The following is a 23,181-nucleotide window of genomic DNA, read 5'->3' as shown; positions in this document are numbered from 1 at the left end:
GCGAAGGACGGGCGCATCGAGGTGACGGTGCCGGCTTTGTCGTCGGTGGTGCTGCGTGCGCAGAACAAGCTGAAGCGGCCGTCGGTGCGGCCGTCCGTGTCGCTGGAGGCGCCGGAGGCGGGTGCCACGGGCACGGTGACGATCTCGGCGGATCCGGGGCGGACGGCGGGTGCGCGGGTCGTCCTGGCCGCCCAGGTGGGCAACGGCAGATGGCAGACTCTCGGTTCCGCCGACCACGCTCCGTACAAGTTCACGCAGAAGATCCCCGACTCGGTGGCAGCCGGGACGCCTCTGCGCTACAAGGCCGTGGTGGTCGACCGTGCCGGCCGCACCGCGAGCACACTCGCCGACACCGTGACGGGGCAGGCACCGACGCCGAAGAAGCCGAGCGCCGTGGACCGCGCACACGCAGTCGTGCACTACAAGCGGGCGAACGGCGACTACGACAACGTCCTGCTCAAGTCCGGGGACACGGAAGCACGCTTCGTCGGCCGGGACGCCTACGGCGCCTTCGCCTGGGTGAGGGTTCCGGAGGGATCGGACTCGGTGACGTACACGATCGAGGACTCCGGCACGGCGGAGGGCGGCGAGCGCACCATCGACCTGGCGCAGACCGGTGAGGTCTGGGTCGAGCAGGGCAAGGAGGGCCAGGCGACCACCAAGCCGGACGGGGTGTACCCCTCCCCGGACAAGACGAAGGCGGTCATCCACGTCCACCGCTCCGACGGTGACTACGACGGATGGGGCCTGCACACCTGGACCGGCTCCGCCAAGGAGACGGACTGGACGAAGCCACTGCAGCCCGTCGGCAAGGATGCATACGGGGTCACCTTCGAGGTGCCGCTGTCCGAAGGCGCGACCTCACTGAGCTACATCCTGCACAAGGGAGACGAGAAGGACATCCCCAGCGACCGGTCCCTGGATCTGGCCGTGTACGGCAACGAAGTCTGGCTGAACGCGGGGGAGAGCGGCTACTTGCTGCCCTCGGTCGGCTCGGCCCCGGACCTCGACATCACCAAGGCCCAGGCACAGTGGATCGACACCGACACCGTTACCCTGCCCCCGTCCCTGAACGTCAAGGCTGCCGCGTCGACCCAGTTGGTGTACTCCCGCGACGGTGGCATCACCGTCGACGACGGCGCGCTCAGCAGCGAGGGGCGCTGGCTGCGGCTGCTGCCCGCGCAGCTCACCGAGTCCCAGAAAGCCGCGTATCCCCACCTGAAGGCGTACACGGCGTACACGGTCGACCCACGTGACCGGGACCGAGTGCGTGACGCCCTCTTCGGGCAGCTCATCCTGACCCAACGCCTCGCGAACGGTGCTCTGGCCACCGCGACCGGCGTCCAGATCCAGGGTGTCCTCGACGACGTGTACGCGGGGAAGGCGAAACGGACGGTGTTCGGGCCGATGTTCAAGGGCCGCACCGCGTCCTTGACTGTCTGGGCACCGACGGCTCACAAGGTGTCCCTCGAACTCGACGGCAGAACCATCCCCATGCGCCGTGACGACGCGAGCGGTGCTTGGTCGGTGACCGGCCCCGCAGCCGCCTGGCGAGGCAAGGAGTACCGGTACGCGGTGACTGTGTGGGCACCCAGTGTCCAGAAGGTCGTCACCAACAAGGTGACCGACCCGTACTCCCTCGCCCTGACCACCGACTCAGAGCGCAGCCTCGTCGTCGACCTGGACGACCGCTCCCTCGCCCCGCGCGGCTGGGAGCACTACCGCAAGCCCGAGGCGGTGCCGCTGCGGGACGCGCAGATCCAGGAGCTGCACATCCGCGACTTCTCCGTCGCCGACCCGACGGCGGACGCGGACCACCGGGGCACCTACCTCGCCTTCACCGACAAGAAGAGCGACGGCTCCAAGCACCTGCGCGAGCTGGCCGGGGCCGGTACCTCCTACGTGCACCTGCTGCCCGCCTTCGACATCGCCACCATCCCCGAGAAGAAGTCCGAGCGGACGACGCCCGACTGCGACCTCGCCTCCTACCCGGCCGACTCCGACAAGCAGCAGGAGTGCGTGACGAAGGCCGCCGCCAAGGACGCCTTCAACTGGGGCTACGACCCGTACCACTACACGGTCCCCGAGGGCTCCTACGCCACCGACCCGGACGGCACCGAGCGCACCGTCGAGTTCCGCAAGATGGTCAAGGCCCTCAACGACGACGGCCTGCGCGTCGTCATGGACGTCGTCTACAACCACACGGCCGCGAGCGGCCAGGCCAAGACCAGCGTCCTCGACCGGATCGTGCCCGGCTACTACCAGCGGCTGCTCGCCGACGGCTCGGTCGCCAACAGCACCTGCTGCTCCAACACCGCCACCGAGAACGCCATGATGGGCAAGCTCGTCGTCGACTCGGTCGTCACCTGGGCCAAGGAGTACAAGGTCGACGGCTTCCGCTTCGACCTCATGGGCCACCACCCGAAGTCCAACATCCTCGCGGTCCGCAAGGCGCTGGACGGGCTGACGCTCAAGAAGGACGGCGTCGACGGCAAGAAGATCATCCTGTACGGCGAGGGCTGGAACTTCGGCGAGGTCGCCGACGACGCCCGCTTCGTCCAGGCCACCCAGAAGAACATGGCCGGCACCGGCATCGCCACCTTCTCCGACCGGGCCCGCGACGCCGTGCGCGGCGGCGGCCCCTTCGACGAGGACCCCGGCGTCCAGGGCTTCGCCTCCGGCCTCTACACCGACCCCAACTCCTCGAAGGCCAACGGCACCGAGGCCGAGCAGAAGGCCCGCCTCCTGCACTACCAGGACCTGATCAAGGTCGGCCTGACCGGCAACCTCGCCGACTACGCCTTCACCGACACCGACGGCAAGGAGGTCAAGGGCTCCGAGGTCGACTACAACGGCGCCCCCGCCGGATACGCGGCGGCACCCGGCGACGCCCTCGCCTACGCCGACGCGCACGACAACGAGTCCCTGTTCGACGCGCTCGCCTTCAAGCTGCCCAAGGACACGTCCGCCGACGACCGGGCCCGCATGCAGGTCCTCGCCATGGCGACCGCCACCCTCTCGCAGGGCCCGGCGCTCTCCCAGGCGGGCACCGACCTGCTGCGCTCCAAGTCGCTGGACCGCAACTCCTACGACAGCGGAGACTGGTTCAACGCCCTGCACTGGAACTGCGCCGACGGCAACGGCTTCGGCCGCGGCCTGCCACCGGCCGCCGACAACCAGGACAAGTGGCCCTACGCCAAGCCCCTGCTGGACACCGTGCGGGTCGGCTGCCCGCAGATCAACGGCGCCTCGGCGGCGTACCGGGACCTGCTGAGGATCCGCAGCGGCGAGAAGGACTTCTCCCTCGCCACGACCGCGCAGGTGCAGTCCCGGCTCTCCTTCCCGCTCTCCGGCGAGGACGAGACACCCGGGGTGATCACCATGAGCCTCGGCGACCTCGTCGTCGTCTTCAACGCCACGCCCGAGAAGCAGGAACAGCGCGTCGACGCGGCGGCCGGGACCGGCTACCGGCTGCACCCGGTGCAGGCGGCGGGCGCGGACCCGGCGGTGAAGGAGTCGGCGTACGCGGCGAAGACCGGCACCTTCACCGTGCCGGCCCGCACCGTCGCGGTCTTCACCGACAAGTGATGACAGAGGCGTCGCCGGAGACAGAGGGCGACACGTGACACAGGACTCTGCCCTGTTTGTTGCCGGAACCCGGCAACAAACAGGGCATTGTTCCGTGTGCGCTGGAAGCCCTTCCGGCCCACGACAGGCAACATGTTGCTGGTTTGATGCCTCGGTAGCGGCGGCAGATGTCCTCACTTGGGTCAGACCTGACGACCGTCGGCACCTGCATCGCGCCGCGAATCAGGAGGGACACCGCCCTCCTCCCGCGGTGCGAGCACGATGTCGAGACGCCATACCGCCCACCCGGCCCGGATCGGTCGGACCCGCATTCCGTCGTAACGGAGAATCAGCACGGCCATGTCGTCGTGTGTCTCTGGTGCCTGCTGGCGACGAGGTGATCGGCCAGTTCCCGCACGGCTCGGATGCCGTCCTCCAGGAAGAGGTGGCCGACTCCACAGGTCCGTCCGTCGGGGGTGTGATGACCGCGGCTGGACTGTGCCGCTCAAAGGACCTTGCCAAGAGTGGGAACGAGGCGAGGCCGCTGCTTCGTCACGAACGAGGGCCGCGGGCTGAAGAGCCCGTCACTGAAACGGTGTGCACTCTGGCGCTGGCCCTCGCGGTTCCGGTGGCGAAGGTTGCCTACATGGTGGGAGGTAACGGCGCAGCCCGGGACGTTTTCGTTGTCATGGAACCCGAGAACTGGCCGAACGTACTGATCGGCCAGGTCCTCACTGAGCTTCTTCGATGTGGCCACCGATCGGGTGATGGCCGTGAGCCGCAACGGGCGAGGCCCCCGGGCTGTTGATCGAGATGTCTGACGTCTCAATCACGCTGCTCGGGGGCCTCGTTGGTCATCTATCCTGCCGCACTCGACCTGCCTCATGCGCTCGTGGAGTGGGTGACCATGCTGATCGTCACCCGCGAGGGTGATCGGCGATGAAAGCTCCGCCCGTCGCATCGCGCGATGGTGGCGCTGGTCTATCTGCGAGAGCACACCACCCTGGCGAAGATCGCTGGCGGGTTCGGGATCAGCGAGTCCACCGCCCACGCCTACACCAGCAGGGTCATCGGTCTGCTCGCAGAACGGACGCCGGGTCTGCTAAAGGTCTTGCGCGAGGCAGATCCCGAGTTCGTCCTGCTGGACGGCACTCTCGTCGAATGCGACCGCGTCGGCGACAGCCGGGCCGACTACTCGGCCAAGCACCGCCGCCACGGCGTGAACGTCCAGGTCGTCACCGACCCGGAAGGCCGACTGCTGTGGCTCTCACCCGCGCTGCCGGGCCGAGCCCACGACCTGACCGCCGCCCGCACCCACCGAATCATCCGCATCTGCGAACGCCAAGGCGTCCCCATCCTGGCCGACCTCGCCTACCAGGGCGCCGGCCCCTGGCTGACCACCGGCATCAAACGCAGGCCCTTGCAGGAACTCACCCCCACGGAGATGATCCGCAACCGTGCCCTGGCTGCAGCGCGGGCACCCGTCGAGCGCGGCGTCGCCCGCCTGAAGTCCTGGCGGATCTTCCGTCGATCCCGGTGCAGCCCCAACCGCATGACGTCAATCGCCAAGGCCGTCCTCACTCTGGAGCGGCAACGCTGAAGAAGCTCAGTGAGCCCTTTCCAACCTCCCATGACACCCGGGCAGTTGGGCTGACAGACAGCTGTAGCCCCTGGTAGATGGGTTTTCGACCAAGAGAACCGTCTCCACCAGAGGCTTCGCATGCTTGTCTACCCGTCCGGCGTCGACGTGTCCAGCTCTGCCCTGCGCTTCCTCGTCGCCCGTCTGAGGGAACACCGCCGCGCTCTCGGAACCCGTTGGCGCCGCCTGAACGCAGGCCGACAGGCCCTGCTCACCCTCGCCCACCTGCGCAACGGCCAGCCTTACGCCCAGATCGCGGCCGGATTCGGGATCGGCACCACTACCGCCTACCGGTACATCACCGAGGCCGTCAACCTCTTGGCCGCCCTCGCCCCCACCCTCACCGAAGCCGTACGAGCGGCGTCGACAAAGGCGTACGTGATCCTGGACGGGACGCTCCTGCCCATCGACCACATCGCCGCCGACCGCCCGTTCTACTCGGGCAAACACAAGAAGCACGGCATGAACGTGCAGGTCATAGCTGATCCACAGGGGCGTCTGCTGTGGGCTTCACCAGCCTTGGCCGGCGCCGTCCACGACGTCCGTGCCGCGCGCGAGCACGGCGTCATCGAGGCACTCGCCGAGGCCGGCATCACCTGCTGGGCAGACAAGGGCTACCAGGGTGCAGGCGGCACGGTCCGTCTCCCTTACCGCGGCCGATGGGACAGCCTCTCCATCGGCCAGCAGGCCGTCAACCGAGCCCACGCAAAGGTCCGCGCACCGGTCGAGCGGGCCATTGCCACCCTCAAGTCCTGGCGACTCCTCCGCAAGCTCCGCTGCTCGACGACCCGGACCTCAAGCCTCGTCCAAGCAATCCTGGTCCTCCAGCTCGCCGCCAGGGGCTGAGATCAACCCGCAGCATTCACCAGGTTCGTCAATTCGGCCTCGGTCGTGCCCGCCCGCAGACGAACGTCGAAGGTGTAACCCTCATCGCAGAACACCAGGTCCAGGTCCATGGGCGTCAGCTCGCGGAAGACGATCGCCAACCAGATCGCGTCTTCCTCCCAGACGTCCCTTCCTGTGCGTCCGTGACCCGCACCCCTGGCTCCCAGCCGCCGTCTCGGCAGGCGACAACGACGAGAGCGGTCGCGGCCTGACGCTGATCAAGACGCTCAGCGACAGATACGGCTGCTCGTCCACTGCCCACGGCAAAGACGTTTGGGACGCGCACGCGGCGGAAAAGCTGGCACTCCGCTCGGGGTGACCAGTGTGGAAATGAGCCTTGCGCGATTGAAGGATGCCTTGAATCGCGCAGTGACGCGGCGGCTGCTGACCGTGAACGTGGCCCAGCACGTCACAATTCCACGTAGGGCGCGTAAGGAGGATCGGAAGAAGAAGCAGGAAGTGAAGCCGTGGAACGTTCAGGAAGTCCAGATGTTCATTCACGGCGTCAGGACGGAACGGCTCTATGCCCCCCTTCTGCTGTCCCTCATGGGTCTGCGTCCTGCTGAAGTCTGCGGACTTCGATGGGAGGACGTCGACTTGGGTAATGCCACGATCACCATAGCCAACACCCGGACGATGATGGGGAATCGATACGTCGTGGAAAAGGACACCAAGTCCATGGCCGGAGAACGTGATCTTCCTTTGCCTGGCCCAGTACTGATGGCCCTTAGGATGTTCAAGACCCTCCAGGCCAAGGAGAGGCTCGTCCTCGGTGAGGCTTACTCGGACTCCGGGTACGTCGTGGTGCACGAGACCGGGGAGGCTTTCACGATCAAGCAACTCCGCAGGCGCGCGTACCGGCTCATGGAGGTTCTTGGCCTGCGCAGAGTACGTCTCTACGACGCTCGTGCCTCCTGCCTCACCTTCCTTGCCAACAACGGCGTGCCGGATCACATCCTCGCCCGGTGGGCTGGGCACACGAACGTGAAGACCACGAAGAAGTGGTACGTGAAGCCAGACGTGGAAGACCTCCGCGAAGCCGCCACCACATGGGATGGCCTGCACGGTGAGGCGGAGGGGCGTGCGTGAGTTCGACGGCGTTTCCCGAGGGTGGTTCTCAGGTGGCGATCGGAGCGGCCCGAAAGGTCTCCCGCTACGTCGTCCCGTCCTTCAGGACGGCACCACATGCTCTGCTGCAAACTCGGAACAGTTGGCAGCTGTACTGATGGAGGAGGCAGCGCGTCGACGCGAGGACCAGGAGAGAGTGCGGTCCGCAGGTCACGCTGCGTCAGGGGCGCGTGTACACGCTGAAAGGCTCAGACTCGATCGACGAGGCCGTCGGCGGAGCCCGACGAGTCGAGCCGCGGGTGCATCGAGCCGCCGGCTTCCCCGGGCTGTGTGAGATTTCGTGAGACGTGAGAGGGTCTGGGGCGTGAGCGAGACACCACCCAACACCCTGCAATACCGCTTTGACGGGCCAGAAGACGCTCCGGTCCTGATCCTGGGTCCCTCACTGGGTACCACATGGCACAGGTTGTAGAGACCGTCTATCGGCGTCCAGGCCAGTCCATGGTGTGTGCGTTGTAGCAGGTCAGGGCTTTGCGGTCCGGTGGCGTCGGCGTAGCTGGTGACAGACGCGTGACAGCGCCGGTGTAGATCGAGGCCCCGCCGGGGAGCATCCTTGGCGGGCCTCCACCTGGAGCCATGAGACGAAGCCCCACCGGAGCGCTCCGGTGGGGCATCACTGTGAAGTTGACTGTGCGTGCCCGCGTGACGCGTTCGGCTCGTCATGCAGTTTGTCTGCCAGCGCTGTTCTCAGGGACGCTGAATTCGCGATCGCAGCCATGACGGGCGACGTCCCGAGCGGCTGAACACCGAGGCATCCTTTGCTGCCCTTTGCGGAGTCAGCCCCATCGAGTACTCCTCCGGCCGGCGGCGCACGCGCCGGCTCAACTACGGCGGCGACCGACAGGCGAACGCCGCCTTGTTCTCAGAGGAGCTGGTGGGGCCGCCCGCCGACAGCCGCGACTTTCCATGCAGCCAGTTCCACACGGTCTTGGAGTCGGTGCCCAGCCGTGCGGCTAGCGACACGGTGGACGGCCGCTGCTTCGTGGGCATGCTCCAGGACGCCCCTATAACGCGGGGGTGCTGGACACTGGTCTGACCAGGTTGAAGACCTCGCGGGCCGCATACCGCTTGAGGCATCGGATGATCTTACGTCGGGTCTTGCCCTCCTGGGTGCGGCTTTCGTAGTACGCCAGGGTGCGTGGGTCGTGACGTAGCCGGGTGAAGACGATGCGGTGCAGCGGGCAGCAATCCGGGAAAGAGCCCTTACCTGATCGGCAGTCGTGACGAGCTGTACCGGTGTCAACGGGATCCCTCAGGTTCGATCACCGCCGTTCGGCTCGGAACAGTCAATGGGTTGGTAGTAAATCGTCGGCCAATCACTCACCAGCCGGTCACTGGCCTGCGAAAGCCCACGCGCGGGCGGGTCGGGGCAGGCATGTCTCCGAGCAGCGGCTGACGGCAGGCGCAATCCGAGCGCGGCGCGGGCAGGTAAGCGAACCAACAACCGTCGTACGGCGCCGAAACCCTCTGGCCTACCTCAAATCAGCACGGCCGACCGGTGCGGTCTCGCACAGTGGGCCCATGACAACGGTCCGCACCGTGCGCACCTACGGGCAACTCGCTCTGCTTCCCCTGGGGTTCGCGAGCATCATGTACGGCGACCTGCTCTTCCGGGACGGTCAGCGGGGGCTGGGTAAGTTCCTCTTCATCAGCGGATGGGTGGTGGCACTTTCCGGGATGCCAGCCCTGAACCGCTACCTGAAGGCGAACCATCTCCGTGAGGGCATCCTCAAAATCTTCGTGATCCTGTTCATCGTCGGGAGCTTCGCGGTCCCCGGCCCGATCGTCAGTCTGGTCAAGGTCTTCGACGGCACGGCGCAGCCGGTCAACTACCGGCAGGCCGCGCTCTCGCTGGCACTGATCTACATCGCGCTGACGATCCTGTCTCGGATCGCCGAGCCGAAGGACCACGTCCTGGAGCGGCTCGCGAGCCGTATCCAGCGAGCGGCTGTCTTCCGGGCGCTGGCGAACGTGACCGGCATCTTCGCCGTGGTGGCTTTCCTGGGGGCACGGTTCGTCGCCACGCACCCGGTGCCTCTGATTTCCACTGGCCTGACGCTCGTGGTGGCCGCTGCGGTGGTCACCCACAAGACATTCGCCCGGGCGCGGAAGCTGTGCACGCAGATCCACGCCGACACACAGACCCTGCTGAGAGACCTCGACGAGCTCGACCAGGCACGCAGCCGCAGCACGACGAGCACGGCGAAGCCCTGGATCCGGCGGCTGCGCGGCGGGCGGCAGGCGGGCGGCGGCCACACCGACGAGCAGAAAGCGGCGCTGCGGGCTTGGGACGCCGTCAAGCTCGGCCTGTCCACGCCCGTGGACACCGGCTACCGCCGCATCGGCTTGCCGTTCCTCACCGACGAGGTGGTGGCTGAGATCGAGGCGAAGGTGCGGACAGCTGTCCACGGCGGAAGAGCCGGCCCTGCGCGGGCGGACCTGCAGGCCATTCAGCGGGCGTGCTCGGGGCGCGTCGACGTCCTGGCCTAAGGGTCTGCCGATCATTGCGGCAGCTGATGGTCTGTCCGGCTGTCCGGCTGGGTGGGCGGTCGCAGCCTTCTGGGCCTGGCGGGGGACGGTCTGGGCTTGTCGAGGCGCCCGTGCACCGTGAAACGGGGCACGCCGGATCTGTCGGGGAGCTGCTGGACGGTCTTCTCCCGCTCGTCGGCGTAGAGCCGCTGGACGAGCACGGCCTGGTCCGCGGTGAGCTCGGCCTGCGCCCGCCGTCTGTTCCGGCGGTGGATCCAACGCGTTCGGCGCCGGATTCCGTCTCCACGCTCACGTCACTCCGCCCCGGTGGGCAGAACCCACGCCGAACCCTACGGTTCGCACGGGGTCGCCCAGCTGATCAGAGAGGCTGGCGAGGTGCCGCGAGTACGTCCCGGAGTACCTTCTCGAGCGTGACGCGGGCCAGTTCGTGTCTCAGGGTCTTCTCGATGCCCTCGTAGATGCCCTGCATCGCCGGCTGGATGCCGTGACCCACCACGCATCCCTGGTCCGGGGTGGTGCGGTGCATCGCGAACAGCGGGCCGGGTTCCACCGCCTCGTACACGTCGAGCAGGGTCATCGACCCCAGTTCGCGCGTCAGCGACCAGCCCGCGCCCACGCCCCGCCGGGACTCCACGAGCCCGGCCCTGCGCAGCTCGCCGAGCAGCCGCCTGATCACCACGGGATTGGTGTTCGCGCTGGTCGCGATCTGCTCGGAGGTGGCGACCTCGTGGCCCTGTCGCTGGTAGAGACCGATCCAGGCCAGCGCATGGGCGGCAATGGTCAGCCTGCTGTTGGCGCTCATGACCCCTCCTCCGGTCGCAACGCTCCATGTTACGACAGCGCAGTCGCAACAGTGAAGGTTGCGACAATCTGACGTAACAACTATCGTTACGACAGTCGGAAAGGGTCAATCAAAGACAAGTGCGGACCGTGAGCGTGTTGCGAACTCAAAGGAGAACAGGAATGGAAAGTAACGAAAAGACCATTCGCGAGGCTTACCGGCTCGCGGAAGGGAGCGTTCTCGACGGTGACGGTTTCCTGGCCTTGTTCACCGAGGACGGGTCGTTCAACGACATGTCGACCTCGCAGAGTTTCCGCGGAGAGCAGATTCCTCAGGTGATCGCGGGCCTCGCCCGCTCGTTCCCCGATGTGCACCGTGAGCTGCTCGAGGTACATGCGTTCGGTGATGTCGTCGCCGTCGAGTTGCGAATCCAGGGCACGCATCTCGGAGGGTTTCCGACTCCGGTCGGCGAGATCCCACCGACCGGGAACCGGATCGACGTGCCGGCGGCGGACCTCTGGTACCTCCGTGACGGAAAGATCGAAAGGTTCAATTGCTACAACTCGATGAGCGTGTGGCTTGATCAAATCGGGGTCCACCCTGACTTCAAGTCCGCAGTCGAAGCCACCGAGACAGCAGCCACGACGGCGTAACTCTGCCGGTCAGCGCCGAGTATGCGACAAGACACTCCCTTCTTCGGGCCGCATACCCGGCGCTGCTTCTCGAACGAAGTTGTTGTTCGCACCCAACCGCCGACACGACCCGGCAGGCCGACTCATCGAGTATCAGCAGCCCTGGCCGGCAGGTAGGGCAACGACCCACATCGAGTGACGTTCTCCGGGCCCGCCTCCACGAGACACACGGCTGCGACGAGACCCCACCCCAAAGATCATCGAGGTACGCGGTGCCGGACTGCCCTTCCCCATGCCGCCAAGCCCTGCGCATCCGACGCTGACCGTGGACGAGTTCCACGCGTGCGCGGACCGTGGAGGGCTCGGCCTGCCATGAGTCCGTGACGATCACGAGAACCGGCGCGGAGGCCGGCGTAAGAGACGGCACCACCCGCGCCCCTTGCTCCGCCATTGGGCAGGACGACGACTCCCAGCTCGACGCCTTGCGGGCCACGGCATCCCGAGGGACAAGATCTTCAGCGAGAAGATCAGCACCCGCGTCCGCGGAGGGCCCAGTTCGAGGAGTCGCTCGTACGGCGCGGGAGGTCAAGGCCCACGCCCCGCACTGCCGCGTCATCTTTACCGTGTACGAGATGAAGCGGCTCGGCCGCGACGCCGCCGAACTCACCGTGCTCGCCGACCACCTCACCGCCCACGGCCTGGTCCTGGAGATGCTCGCCGGGCCCCTGCCCGGCATCTACGACCCCACCGGCCCCGGCAAGCTGCTGTTCGCGTTCTTCGCGGCGATGGCGGAGACCGAACGGGAGAACATCCCGGAGTCGACGCTGGAGGGGCTCGACACCGCGGCCCGCAAGGGCAAGCACGGCGGCCGACCCCCGGTCATCACCGCCGACATGCTCCACACCGTGCTCCGGTGCCGCGCGGGCGGCGAGTCCGTCGAGCAGATCCAGCCCGACCTGATCACCCCCACCAGCAAGCGCAAGGGACAGAACCCCTCCGTCGCCAGCATCTACCGGGCGCTCGCCGAACACGCCAAACGCGAGGCGTACCCCGAAGCCGTCGAGGCCGCGCACGCCGACTTCGCCGCCCTGAAGGCCAGGGACGTTCCCGCCCCGCGTACGGCGGACCAGCCGGAGCCCACCCGGTACCTCGCGGTCCTCCGGTTCGAAGAGGGCGGCCCGGCCGTCACCGGCGAATGGACCGACGACGCCCCCGCCCTGCGCACGTACCGCGGCTGGGTCGGGCCGTACGGCAGCCAGGACAGCGTGGTCATCCGCCTCATCGAAGTCAGCGACGGCCGCGAACACGTACTCAGAGGGCGTTAAGTCCCGTTCCTGATGATGTGGTGTCGCCCGTTCGTGGGTGATGGGGCGGTTCCGTCCTCGTGTCATGGCGTGTACATGGTGGGGTCTCGGGCATGGAACGGATGCCGTACGCAACCGACTTGTCCGACGAGCAGTGGGCGCTGATCGAGCCGCTGGTCACCGCGTGGAAGCAGGAGCGGGTGGCACGGTCGGCGACCGGGAACCCGGGCTCCTGCGACCTGCGCGAGGTCGTGAACGCGCTGCTCTACCAGAACCGGACGGGCTGCCAGTGGCGGCTACTGCCGCACGACCTCCCGGCCTGGTCGGCGGTGTTCTACTACTTCACCCTGTGGCGCCAGGACGGCCTCGACCAGCGGATCCAGGAGATCCTGCGCTGCCAGGTGCGGGAGCGGTCCAGACGATTAGAGGACCCGTCCCTGGTGATCATCGACACCCAGTCCGTCCGCGTGGCGGCCGGGGTGCCGAAGGAGACGACGGGACTGGACGCGAACAAGAAGACGCCCGGCAGGAAGCGGGGGCTCGCCGTCGACGTGCTGGGTCTGATCATCGGAGTGGTGGTTCTGGCCGCGAGCGCACACGACAACGAGGCCGGCATCGCCCTGCTGGACCAAGCGGCCGAGCGGTGCGGGATGCGCCTGGAGAAGGTCCTGGTCGACCAGGGTTTCAAGGACGCCGGGATCATCCACGGGGCGGTGAAGGACATCACCGTCGAGGTGGTTCGCCGCAACCTCGACGACGAGGGGAAAGGCTTCGTCCCGCAACCGAAGCGGTGGGTGGTCGAGCAGGTCAACGGCACCCTCATGCTGCAGCGGCGCCTGGCCCGAAACTACGATCACCGGCCCGACAACGCGACCTCCCGCGTCTACTGGGCCTCCACCGCCGGCGTGCTCCGCCGCCTCACCGCCCCTACTCCCACCTGGCGGGACGACGTGGAGCTGGCCGCGTGAACGTCTGCGAACTCCTGCGGCTGCTGCAGACCGAACACGATGAAACCGCAGCTCGCGCTGACCACCTGCGCGAGTAGATCGAGCGGCTTACCACCGACCTTGCCGAGACAGAAGCCCGCCTGGCCGAGCTCGCCGCCACCCGCAAAGTCATCGACGGCCTCACCCCTCCCCACCACACAACGGCCCCCGCGGAGACCGCCATTGCCACCGTCTACCAGCGCATCGTGACCATGTTCAACGAGCACCCCGGAAAGGTGTTCCGTGTCCGCGATCTGCACGAGCACCTCGACCTGCCCACCGACGAGCCCTCGATCAACGTCACCTGCTCCCGCCTGGGACGACTCGCTCGCCAAGGATTCCTCGAGCAGCCGGGACGAGGCCGCTACCAGAAGTGGACTTGGCGTCCACCGAGAGCCACCGCTCGGGTCTCAGCACTGTCCCGGTACTGACGTGAGCGAGCCGTCGGCCGGATGTCAGTCAGCTGACGGAGGCTGTCGGCACGGTGGCCGAGCCATTCTCGTGGAGACATCGAATCCGCCCGGTACCCGGGTGAGACCACGAGGAGCGGACCATGAACACCATCGCGCAGCACTGGATCAACGGACAGTGGACCGGCTCCGGCTCGGTTCTGGAATCGATCAACCCGGCCGACGGCACCGTCGTCGGCTCGTTCTACGACGGTGGCGAGGCAGAGGCCTCGGCCGCCGTGGACGCCGCCGCCGCCGCGTTCGAGACCACCGAATGGGCGCGCACTCCCTCGCTCCGGGCGACCGCGCTCAGCCGGCTGGCCGACGCCCTCGAGGCCCGGGTACCCGAGGTTGCGGCCATGTTGTCCCGGGAGAACGGCAAGCTGCTGGGTGAGACCACGTGGGAGGTCAGCGGTGCGGTCGGGTGGCTGCGGTACGCGGCGGCCTCTGTGCGCACTCAGACCGCCGGGCGCGCCGCCGAGACGGCACCCGGCCAGTACACCCACTCGGTACCCGAGCCGCTCGGTGTCGCCGGGATCATTTCTCCCTGGAACTCCCCCATCATGCTGACCGTGCGGGCACTGGGCCCGGCGCTGGCCGCCGGCTGCACCGTCGTGGTCAAGCTTCCGGCTCAGACGGCGCTGACCAATGAGCTTTTCGCGCAGGTCCTGGCCTCGGTCACGGAGATCCCGGCGGGCGTGGTCAGCGTGTTCACCGAGTCCGGCAACACCGGGGCCCCGTTCCTGGTCTCCTCGGACAAGGTCGACGTGATCAACTACACCGGCAGTACGCCGGTCGGGCGTCGTATCGCGGCTGCGGCCTCCACCACGCTCAAGCGGCTCGGTCTGGAACTGGGCGGCAAGGCGCCGATGGTGGTCTTTCCCGACGCCGATCTGGACATGGTGATCCCCACTGTGGTGCAGTCGCTGGTGCTGATGAACGGGCAGTTCTGCTGCACCGGCTCCCGTGTACTGGTTCACCGGGACATCGCCGACCAGGTGCGCACTCGGCTTACCGCCGCGCTCGCGCAGGTGCGGCTCGGGTCGGGCGACGACGAGAAGGCCCAGCTCGGCCCGGTGATCGACCGGGCGTCCGCCCAGCGGGTGGACGCGATCGTCGAGGAAGCCGCCTCGTACGGCACGGTGCTGCTGCGCGGCGGTGTGGTCACCGACGGCCCGCTGGCTGCCGGTGCGTTCTACCGGCCGAGCCTGATCGAGGTGGACCGCACCGACGTCCGGATCGTGCAGGAAGAGGTCTTCGGTCCGGTCCAGACGTTCGAGGTCTTCGACGACGAGGACGACGCCGTGGCCAAGGCGAACGCCACCATCTACGGCCTGGCCGCCTCGGTGTTCAGCTCGGACTCGATGAAGGCCCGCCGGATCGCCCGGCGCATCCGCACCGGCACGGTATGGATCAACACCTGGGGTGCCATCAGCGAGGACTTCGAGGAGGGCGGCGTCAAGGGCAGCGGTTACGGCTATCTGTGCGGCCCGCGTGCGATCGAGGAGTTCCAGGCCCTCAAGGTGTACGTGGAGCAGGACCACGCCCAGTCTGCTCACTGATCAGATCATGACCTGGCCCGGCGCCCACCTGGGCGCCGGGCCGTCGGGCCTTGACCCCTGCACGGGAAGGTTGCACCAGGCGTCGATTCTGATCACCGGAGCGACGAACGGTCTTGGTCTCGCTCTGGCTGAGGAGCTTGCGGAGTCGTGCACCAGTTACTTCTGCACGGTCGTGCCCCGCAGCGACCGGTGCCGATCGCGCAGCGTTTCGGGGCCGAGCAATACATCGCCGACCTGTCCGCTCTGGCCGAGACCCAGCGAAACCATCTGAGCCCTGTGCTGCTCACCCGGCAACTGCTGCCGCTGTTGCGCGCGGGCAGCCCATCACGCAGCGCCAACATCGCCTCGGTCGAGCAGGAACCGATGGAATTACAACGACACGCAGCATTTCGATTTGGAGTGGTCCATGAACGAGAGAATTGTTTCCCATGCCTACGGTGCCGACGATCCTGGGCTGCCAAGCCCACCGGCAGTGACAGACATCCGGCACACGCTCCGGGAGCAGAGCCGGGACGCGTCCGCGAACGCCGAGCCCCGGCTCGGCCCCACCGTTCCGGCCGCCGTCCGGCGTTGGAAACTGTGGCTCCTCACCGTGTGCGGTATCTACCCCACCATCGTCCTGCTGGGCCTGGCCACGAACCCTGTTCTGGAGGATCTGTACCTGCCGGTGCGACTCGCTGTACTCGTCCCGGCGGCGGCAGCAGCGATGGTCTGGCAGATCAATCCCCGACTGCAGCGGCATTTCGGAGCTTGGCTCACCAGATGACAAGCAGCCCGGCTCCGCCGCCGGTGTGCTCCGCGGCGCCCGCACACCACAGACCACTGCGCAGGCTCACGGCGCGAGGCCGCGATGAGACCCACCGCGGCGTCTCCTCACTGGAGCTCTTCTTCGACCTGTGCTTCATCGTGGCCATAGCTCAGGCAGGCGCCCAGTTGGTGCACGCCATGGTCGAGGGACACACGGGCGAGGGGATCCTCAACTACTTGATGATCTTCTTCGCCATCTGGTGGGCGTGGATGAACTTCACGTGGTTCGCCTCGGCTTACGACAACGACGACGTGCTGTACCGGATCGTCACGCTGATCCAGATGGCCGGCGTGCTCGTCCTGACGGCAGGCGTCTCCCAGGCGTTCGAGGAACACGCGTACCTGGTCGTCGTCCTGGGCTATGTGATCATGCGGCTCGCCATGACGGCGCAGTGGCTGCGCGTGGCGCGGTCGAGCCAGGGCCCCGAGCGGACGATGGCGCTGCGGTACGCCATCGGGCTGTGCCAGATCGGCTGGCTGGGGCTACTGGCCCTGCCGGAGGCCGGCCGCCCGTGGGTCTTCCTGGTGATGGCGCTGCTGGAGATGGCCGTACCGCTGTATGCGGAGCGGGCCCACCCCACGCCGTGGCACCCCCGCCACATCGCCGAACGGTACGGGCTGCTCACGCTCATCGTGCTCGGCGAGACCATCGCGGCGGCGACCGTCGCCGTGAAGTCGGGGATCGACGAGCACGAGGCCCTGGGTGAGTTGCTGCCCATCGCCGCCGGCGGACTGCTGATCATCTTCGCCGCCTGGTGGGTGTACTTCGCGGTCCCCATCCACGGGCACCTCCGCTCCAACCGGCAGTCCTTCCTCTGGGGCTACGGCCATTACCTGATCTTCGTCTCGGGTGCCGCGATCGGGGCCGGCCTGGAGGTGGCGGTGGAGCAGGCGGTGGGCAAGGCGCACCTTTCGGCGCTGTCGGCGTCGGCGGCGGTGACGCTGCCGACAGCGCTGTTCCTGCTCACGGTGTGGGCGCTGCACTCGCGCTTCTACAAGGTGGGGATCGCCCAGCAGTCGGTGCTGCCGGCCACGGCGCTGCTGGTGGTCGTCTGTACGTTCCTGGGTCACTGGGCGGTGCTCGCGGCGGGGCTGGTGGCGGTGCTGGCGGTGGCAGCCGGGGTGACGCTGACGGCGCTCGGGGCGAGCCCGGAGCGCCGGAAGGGCGAGGAAAGCGCCGCGGTGCCAGTTCCGTGAGGGAACCCTCGCCGCCGCGGGAACCTGGCCGGCACGGCGTACGACGGCGCTCGTGCCGTGTGCCCGGTGCACCTGCTCAACGACGGCGACACGTTGTTCACGCCGACGACGGGGACGCACCCGCTCGGCACCGCGAACCCGCTGGCCCTGGACGACGTCCTCGCCGCCGGTGTCGGCACCGATGATCCGTCCGTCTTCGTCGCGTCGGACGTGGATCTTGCGCTGTCCGCCGGTGCGGGCGCGGGATGCGAGCTGCTCGACGAGTCGTTCATCACGACTGCGCAGGCCTCGGAGGACGGCGACGAAGGGGCGATAGCCGGCGGAGGCGACCATGCCGGCCGGGTCTTTGCCAGGCCGGGGGAGAGACCGGCACGATGACCCGCGTGGCCTTCGTGCTGTCGTTGCGGTGGGGCCGCAGCGCCCGACGGGTGTTCTGCATGATCTTCGTCTGGGAGCTGCGGGTGTCGGCGAAGCAGATGGCTTCACACTCCGTTTGCCGGTGGGTGCGATAATCGCTGGTCAAGTGCGTGGCTGGTGGTTCGACCGCCTCGCGAGGCAGAGCGAGGGACACGGCGGATGTGGGCGAAGTCAAGGACAGGCATGGGTGTCGGCCCGACTGGGCTGGTCGGCCGGGAGGGCGAGCTCGCAGAGCTTGCGGCGTTCCTGGACATGGCCGGGACGGACGGAGCCGTCCTGCTGCTCACCGGTGATCCGGGCGTGGGGAAGACGGCGCTCCTGGACGCGACCGCCGAGCTGGCGGTGGCGAAGGGAATGCGGGTCGTCCGCGGGAGCGGCGACGAGTACGAGACGGACATCAGCTTCGCGGGGCTCCATCAGCTCGTCGGCTCGCTGCCGGACGAGCTCGGTCGTCTGCCGCGTTCCACGCGGGAGGCCCTCGAGGTCGCCCTCGGTCTCGGCGCCGGTCCCGCGCCGAGCCGGATCGCCGTCCTGAACGCGGCACTGTCCCTGTTCGACGAGGCCGCGAAGGAGCGGCCGTTGCTCCTCGTGGTCGATGACCTTCATGCCGTCGACCAGGCGAGCCGGGCTGCGGTGGGGTTCGTCGCCAGAAGACTGGGCGGTCGCCGCATCGGGCTGCTCGGAGCAGGGCGAACGGAGTCCGACGCATCCTTCCGGTCCACCGGCCTGCCGGAGCTCGAGATCGCGCCGCTGGGTGACTCGGACGCCCTGCGACTGCTGTCCCGGCGCTTCGCCCACCTCCCCCGTCGGGTCCTTTCGACCGTGGCGCACGAGGCGCAGGGAAACCCCCTGGCTCTGCTCGAGTTCGCCGGGTCCGCCGGGGCGTCCGGCGGCCAACACGGCCAAGGGGCGGGGTGGGCGAGCGGCCAGGGACGGGACGTGCGCGCTCTATACAGCGCCCGAGTCGGGCGGCTGCCGCACAGAACGCGCGAGGTACTGCTGCTCGCGGCTCTCGAGGGCTCCGGCGACATCGGCATTCTCGAGGCGGCCGGCGGGCCGGGCGGGCTCGACGGGCTCGCTCCCGCGGAGCGCGACCACCTGGTCATGGTCGCGGAGAACGGCCGCGTGGTGCGCTTCAGGCACCCACTGGTCAGGGCCGCGGTGGTCGACGGTTCCACCGGCGAGCAGCGGCGCGGCGCCCACCGCCGGCTGGCCGACGCGCTGGGCGACCAGCCCGAGCGGCGCGGTGATCACCTCGCGAGAGCCACGACGGCGCCCGACGAGGCGGTCGCCGCCGCCGTGGAGTCGGCGGCCCGCAGCAGCATGCGACGCGGTGACGCCGACGGCGCGATCGCGAGGCTGCGGCGCGCGGCCGAGCTGAGTCCCGACCGGACGGTCCGCAGACGCCGCCTGTCGCGGGCCGCCTACGTCGCCGCCTGGGTCGCGGGTCATCTGGAGGTCAGCCACGAGATCATGCGTGAGGTCGAGGGCGATCCGGCGGCCCGGTCGCTCCTGGCTGCCGCGACGGCCGGCTTCCTCGTGCTCGTCACGGAAGGGGACGCCGACACCGCCCACGCGCTGCTGATGGAAGCGATCGAGCACGCGCCGATGTCACCCGGTCCGCCGTCCGCCGAGCTGGAGACCGCGCTGTTCACCCTCACCCTCGCCTGCCAGTACTCGGGCCGGCCCCGGCACTGGCAGCCTCTGTCCGAGGTCCTCGCCCAGCTTCCCGCGGCGTCGCCCGCCGCCGCGGCGTCGCTGGGGCGCGTCCACCACGACCTCGGCTCCGTCACCGACGGCATGCTGCGCCGCCTGGACGAGGAGATCGCGCGGCTGAGGGACCAGAGTGACGCCGACGTGGTCGTCCGCACCGCCCTGACCGCCTCGTACCTCGACCGGCTTCCGGGCTGTCGCGAGGCCGTGTCCCGGGTCATACGCGACGGCGGCGCGGTGGGGTCGAGCATGCCGGCCCTCATGTTCGTCGCCCTGGACGACCTGTACTCCGGCCGGTGGCAGCCGTCGGCCGACGCCGCGGACGAGCTCATCGCACTGTCCGAGGAGACGGGATACCACTTGTTCGCCCAGGTGGGGCACTACATCGCCGCGATGGCCGCGGCCCAGCGCGGCGACCTCGACGCATGCCGCCGCCACTGCGAGGCCGTCTGGGAATGGTCGGGGCCCAGAGGACTGCGGCGGCTGGAGAACTGCGCCCACCAAGCGGCGGCCCGGGCGGCCCTCGGCGCCGCCGACTTCGAGACGGCCTTCCGGCACGCCACGGCGATCTGCGACCCGGGCGTGCTGCCGCCGTTCAACCCCGAGGCCGTGTGGTCCGCGCCGGACCTCGTGGAGGCCGCCGTGCGCACCGGGCGGCACGCGGAGGCGCGACGGCACGCGGACGCGCTGCGCGACGCCGGTGTCGGCCGCCTCTCGTCACGGCTCGCGCTGAGCTCGGCCACGGTCACGGCGATGACATCGGCTGCCGAGGACATGGTCCGGTGCTTCGAGGAGGCACTGGCACTGCCGGGCGTCGAGCAGTGGCCCTTCGAGGTCGCCCATGCTCGTCTGGCGTACGGCGAAGCGCTTCGCCGGCAGGGACTCAACCGTGACGCCCGGGTGCAGCTGGCTGCCGCCCGCGACCGCTTCGAGGAACTCGGGTCCCGTTCGTGGGAGGCCCGGGCCGCGGCGGAGCTCCGCGCCACCGGCATGACGCGAACCGGCCGGGGCAAGGCCGGTGAGGCCCTCACCCCGCAGGAGCTGGAGGTCGCCAGGCTGGCGGCGACGGGGCTGTCGAACCCGCAGATCGCGTCGCGTCTGTTCCTTTCGCCGCGGACCGTGTCATCGCATCTCTACCGTGTGTTCCCGAAGCTGGGGATCACGTCGCGGGCCGGGCTCCGCGACGCTCTGGAGGCGCTGCCTCCCGAACTTCCGGCCACCGGGCTGTGAGAGCTACCGGTCGGGTCTCAGCACTGCCCCGGTACTGACGTAAGCGAGCCGTCGGCCGGATGTCAGTCAGCTGACGGAGGCTGTCGGTACGGTGGCCGAGCCATTCTCGTGGAGACATCGAATCCGCCCGGTACCCGGGCGAGACCACGAGGAGCAGACCATGCCGTTCGTCACCGCCAGCGACGGAACCGAAATCTTCTACAAGGACTGGGGCTCGGGCCGGCCGGTCATGTTCCACCACGGCTGGCCGCTGAGCTCGGACGACTGGGACGCCCAGCTGCTGTTCCTCGTCCAGCACGGCTACCGTGTCATCGCCCACGACCGCCGCGGGCACGGGCGCTCCGCCCAGGTCGGCCACGGGCACGACATGGACCACTACGCGGCGGACGCCGCCGCCGTGGTGGCGCACCTCGGCCTGCGCGACGTCGTCCACGTCGGCCACTCCACCGGTGGCGGAGAGGTCGCCCGGTACGTCGCCAGGCACGGTGCCGGGCGGGTCGCCAAGGCCGTCCTCATCGGAGCGGTCCCGCCGCTCATGGTCCAGACCGAATCGAACCCGGGAGGGCTGCCGGTCGAGGTCTTCGACGGCTTCCGCGAGGCCGTGGCCACCAACCGCTCCCAGTTCTACCTCGACCTCGCCTCCGGGCCGTTCTACGGGTTCAACCGCCCGGGCGCGGACATCTCCCAGGGCGTCATCCAGAACTGGTGGCGCCAGGGAATGACCGGCAGCGCGCAGGCGCACTACGAGGGGATCAAGGCGTTCTCGGAGACCGACTTCACCGACGACCTCCGGGCGATCGACGTGCCCACGCTCATCATGCACGGCGACGACGACCAGATCGTCCCGATCACCGACTCCGCCGAGATGGCGGTCACGTTGGTCAAGAACGCGCGCCTGAAGGTCTACCCGGGGCTGTCGCACGGCATGTGCACCGTGAACGCCGACACCGTCAACGCCGACCTCCTCGACTTCATCGAGAGCTGACACCGGCCCGGTACCGACACACAGCCCGTCAGCCCGGAACAGAAAAGAAATGACCATGACCGCAACACCCACCGGCTACGTGACCGTCGTCTGGGACGCGAAGGCGAAGGCGGGCAGGGAGGACGACCTCAAGGCGTTCATCACCGCCGCCGTCACCCCCTCGCGCAACGACCTCGGCAACATCGACTACGAGGCCCACGAAGTCGAGGGCCGACCCGGCGAGTTCGTCATCTACGAACGCTGGGAGACACGCGCCCACCTCGACGCACACCTCGCCGCGCCCCGGATGCGGGAACTCGTCCCGCAGATGCTCGAGCTGATCGACGGATCCATCGAGGACGGCATCCGCCTGCTGCGCCCGTTCCGTCCCGCCCACTAGCGCCGGACGCCCGCCGGCATCGACGCCGGCGGGCCGCACCGCCGCGAACCGATCCCGCGGGTGCTCCCGGTGACCGCTTTCCGGGAGCACCCGCTCCGACGACACGCACAGGAGAGACACGACGTGACCACCACATTGATCACCGGCGGCAACAGGGGCCTCGGCCACGAGATCGCGCGCCGACTCGTCCAGGCGGGCCAGACGGTCTGGATCGGAGCCCGGGACGCCGGGAACGGACGCAAGGCCGCCGACCGGCTCGGCGCCGGCTTCGTCCAGCTGGACGTGACCGATGACGCGTCGGTCGGCGCGGCGGTCGAGACGCTGCGCGCGCGGGCCGGCCACCTGGACGTTCTCGTCAACAACGCCGGCATCCTCGGTGAAGTGACGGCCCCCGAGGACATGACGGCCGACCAGATCCGCCACGTCTACGAAACCAACGTCTTCGGTCTGGTGCGCGTCACGCACGCGTTCCTGCCCCTGCTGCGGAAGGCGGCTGCCCCGTCCGTCGTCAACGTCACCAGTGGTCTGGGGTCGTTCACGCTGACCCACGACCCGGAGCGGGTCGAGTCGCAGTATCCGCTCGCCGCCTACGGCTCGTCGAAGAGCGCGGTCACCATGCTGACCATGCAGTACGCCAGGACGATCCCCGACGTCCGCTTCAACGCGGTGGACCCCGGCCAGACCGCGACCGAGTTCACCGGCCACATCGGGCAGAGCGTCGAGGAGGGCGCGGAGGCGGCGGTGCGTATCGCCACCCTGGGGCCCGACACGCCCACCGGCACGGTGACCGATCGCGCCGGCACACTCCCCTGGTGACGGCGGCAGGTCCGACCCCGCGACAGTCCTGGCAACCACACCCACCCGGCGCACCGGTAAGGGCCGACGGGCCCTTACCGAGGGAATCAGGACTCAGTCGCCAAGCCCCTGATTAGACGTTAAGTCCGCTTCTTTCAAATAGGACTGGCCCGCTGATGCCGGGATCGTCCTGCAGTAGATAGCCCAGGCCCACCGGGAGCGGGAACGCCACCAG

Annotated in this window: 18 protein-coding genes and 3 pseudogenes; 17 read left to right on the top strand and 4 right to left on the bottom strand. The window is 68.5% G+C overall.

From position 1 onward, the window contains the following. From pulA to AB0E77_RS10145, 3 genes and pseudogenes are all read left to right on the top strand, one after another. On the top strand, nt 1–3,588 hold a 3,588-nt coding region (gene pulA, locus AB0E77_RS10155), incomplete at its 5' end, for a pullulanase-type alpha-1,6-glucosidase (protein ID WP_361568218.1). Between the two features lie 829 nt (nt 3,589–4,417). Beyond that, nucleotides 4,418–5,167 (top strand): annotated as a pseudogene (locus AB0E77_RS10150) (transposase family protein). Between the two features lie 120 nt (nt 5,168–5,287). Next, nucleotides 5,288–6,052 carry an IS5 family transposase gene (locus AB0E77_RS10145; protein WP_361568216.1) on the top strand — a complete coding sequence of 255 codons (765 nt, stop codon included), beginning with the start codon at nt 5,288–5,290 and terminating at the stop codon, nt 6,050–6,052. A 2-nt stretch (nt 6,053–6,054) separates the two neighbouring features. On the opposite strand, the gene AB0E77_RS10140 is transcribed toward AB0E77_RS10145, so the two are convergent. After that, on the bottom strand, nt 6,055–6,192 hold the full coding sequence (locus tag AB0E77_RS10140) for a hypothetical protein (protein ID WP_361568214.1): 138 nt from the start codon (nt 6,190–6,192) through the stop codon (nt 6,055–6,057). Nucleotides 6,193–6,460: 268 nt separating this feature from the next. Between AB0E77_RS10140 and AB0E77_RS10135 the strand changes: the two genes are divergently transcribed. Further along, nucleotides 6,461–7,180 carry a site-specific integrase gene (locus tag AB0E77_RS10135; protein WP_361568211.1) on the top strand — a complete coding sequence of 240 codons (720 nt, stop codon included), beginning with the start codon at nt 6,461–6,463 and terminating at the stop codon, nt 7,178–7,180. A gap of 769 nt (nt 7,181–7,949) precedes the next feature. Further along, a pseudogene (locus AB0E77_RS10130) lies at nt 7,950–8,078 on the top strand (transposase); the annotation flags it as partial. On the opposite strand, the gene AB0E77_RS10125 reads toward AB0E77_RS10130, so the two are convergent. Then, nucleotides 8,045–8,209 (bottom strand): hypothetical protein, encoded by a 165-nt coding sequence (locus tag AB0E77_RS10125; protein ID WP_159042893.1) that lies wholly within the window; start codon nt 8,207–8,209, stop codon nt 8,045–8,047. The pseudogene AB0E77_RS10130 and the gene AB0E77_RS10125 sit on opposite strands and share 34 nt — an antisense overlap. Before the next feature lie 531 nt (nt 8,210–8,740). Here AB0E77_RS10125 and AB0E77_RS10120 point away from each other — a divergent pair. Continuing rightward, nucleotides 8,741–9,709 (top strand): hypothetical protein, encoded by a 969-nt coding sequence (locus tag AB0E77_RS10120; protein WP_328660051.1) that lies wholly within the window; start codon nt 8,741–8,743, stop codon nt 9,707–9,709. Nucleotides 9,710–10,067: 358 nt separating this feature from the next. Here the strand turns inward: AB0E77_RS10120 and AB0E77_RS10115 are convergent, their stop codons facing one another. Then, a complete protein-coding gene (locus AB0E77_RS10115; protein ID WP_361568208.1) occupies nt 10,068–10,511 on the bottom strand; it encodes an Rrf2 family transcriptional regulator in 444 nt (147 codons plus the stop codon). 161 nt (nt 10,512–10,672) lie between these two features. Between AB0E77_RS10115 and AB0E77_RS10110 the strand changes: the two genes are divergently transcribed. The 7 genes from AB0E77_RS10110 to AB0E77_RS10080 all read left to right on the top strand — a co-directional run bounded on the left by AB0E77_RS10110 (nt 10,673) and on the right by AB0E77_RS10080 (nt 17,427). Beyond that, a complete protein-coding gene (locus tag AB0E77_RS10110) occupies nt 10,673–11,143 on the top strand; it encodes a nuclear transport factor 2 family protein (RefSeq protein ID WP_164420001.1) in 471 nt (156 codons plus the stop codon). Between the two features lie 332 nt (nt 11,144–11,475). Next, nucleotides 11,476–12,447, top strand: coding sequence for a recombinase family protein (locus AB0E77_RS10105; RefSeq protein ID WP_361568205.1), 972 nt, complete (start codon nt 11,476–11,478; stop codon nt 12,445–12,447). Between the two features lie 92 nt (nt 12,448–12,539). Beyond that, nucleotides 12,540–13,394 (top strand): IS5 family transposase, encoded by an 855-nt coding sequence (locus tag AB0E77_RS10100; RefSeq protein ID WP_361568203.1) that lies wholly within the window; start codon nt 12,540–12,542, stop codon nt 13,392–13,394. A 224-nt stretch (nt 13,395–13,618) separates the two neighbouring features. After that, nucleotides 13,619–13,843 carry a hypothetical protein gene (locus AB0E77_RS10095; protein WP_361568201.1) on the top strand — a complete coding sequence of 75 codons (225 nt, stop codon included), beginning with the start codon at nt 13,619–13,621 and terminating at the stop codon, nt 13,841–13,843. 122 nt (nt 13,844–13,965) lie between these two features. Continuing rightward, complete coding sequence (locus tag AB0E77_RS10090; RefSeq protein ID WP_361568198.1) at nt 13,966–15,423, top strand: aldehyde dehydrogenase family protein; 1,458 nt, start codon at nt 13,966–13,968, stop codon at nt 15,421–15,423. 406 nt (nt 15,424–15,829) lie between these two features. After that, on the top strand, nt 15,830–16,189 hold the full coding sequence (locus tag AB0E77_RS10085) for a hypothetical protein (protein ID WP_361568196.1): 360 nt from the start codon (nt 15,830–15,832) through the stop codon (nt 16,187–16,189). Beyond that, nucleotides 16,186–17,427, top strand: coding sequence for a low temperature requirement protein A (locus AB0E77_RS10080; protein ID WP_361568193.1), 1,242 nt, complete (start codon nt 16,186–16,188; stop codon nt 17,425–17,427). The genes AB0E77_RS10085 and AB0E77_RS10080 overlap by 4 nt, the downstream gene beginning before the upstream one ends. Nucleotides 17,428–17,583: 156 nt before the next feature. On the opposite strand, the pseudogene AB0E77_RS10075 reads toward AB0E77_RS10080, so the two are convergent. Further along, nucleotides 17,584–17,911 (bottom strand): annotated as a pseudogene (locus AB0E77_RS10075) (helicase); the annotation flags it as partial. Between the two features lie 116 nt (nt 17,912–18,027). On the opposite strand from AB0E77_RS10075, the gene AB0E77_RS10070 reads away from it, so the two are divergent. The 4 genes from AB0E77_RS10070 (at nt 18,028) to AB0E77_RS10055 (ending at nt 22,967) form a co-directional block, all read left to right on the top strand. Beyond that, the gene (locus AB0E77_RS10070) at nt 18,028–20,787 is read left to right on the top strand and encodes an AAA family ATPase (RefSeq protein ID WP_361568190.1); all 2,760 of its coding nucleotides are present in this window, start codon (nt 18,028–18,030) and stop codon (nt 20,785–20,787) included. 160 nt (nt 20,788–20,947) lie between these two features. After that, nucleotides 20,948–21,772 (top strand): alpha/beta hydrolase, encoded by an 825-nt coding sequence (locus tag AB0E77_RS10065; protein ID WP_361568188.1) that lies wholly within the window; start codon nt 20,948–20,950, stop codon nt 21,770–21,772. A 55-nt stretch (nt 21,773–21,827) separates the two neighbouring features. Next, nucleotides 21,828–22,151 (top strand): putative quinol monooxygenase, encoded by a 324-nt coding sequence (locus AB0E77_RS10060; RefSeq protein WP_043382939.1) that lies wholly within the window; start codon nt 21,828–21,830, stop codon nt 22,149–22,151. A gap of 123 nt (nt 22,152–22,274) precedes the next feature. Then, a complete protein-coding gene (locus AB0E77_RS10055; protein ID WP_055469169.1) occupies nt 22,275–22,967 on the top strand; it encodes an SDR family NAD(P)-dependent oxidoreductase in 693 nt (230 codons plus the stop codon). Nucleotides 22,968–23,181: the final 214 nt, after the last annotated feature.

Source organism: Streptomyces sp. NPDC032940 (genome assembly GCF_040636935.1).
Taxonomy (GTDB): Bacteria; Actinomycetota; Actinomycetes; order Streptomycetales; family Streptomycetaceae; genus Streptomyces.
This window is presented reverse-complemented; position numbering and strand designations above follow the sequence as displayed.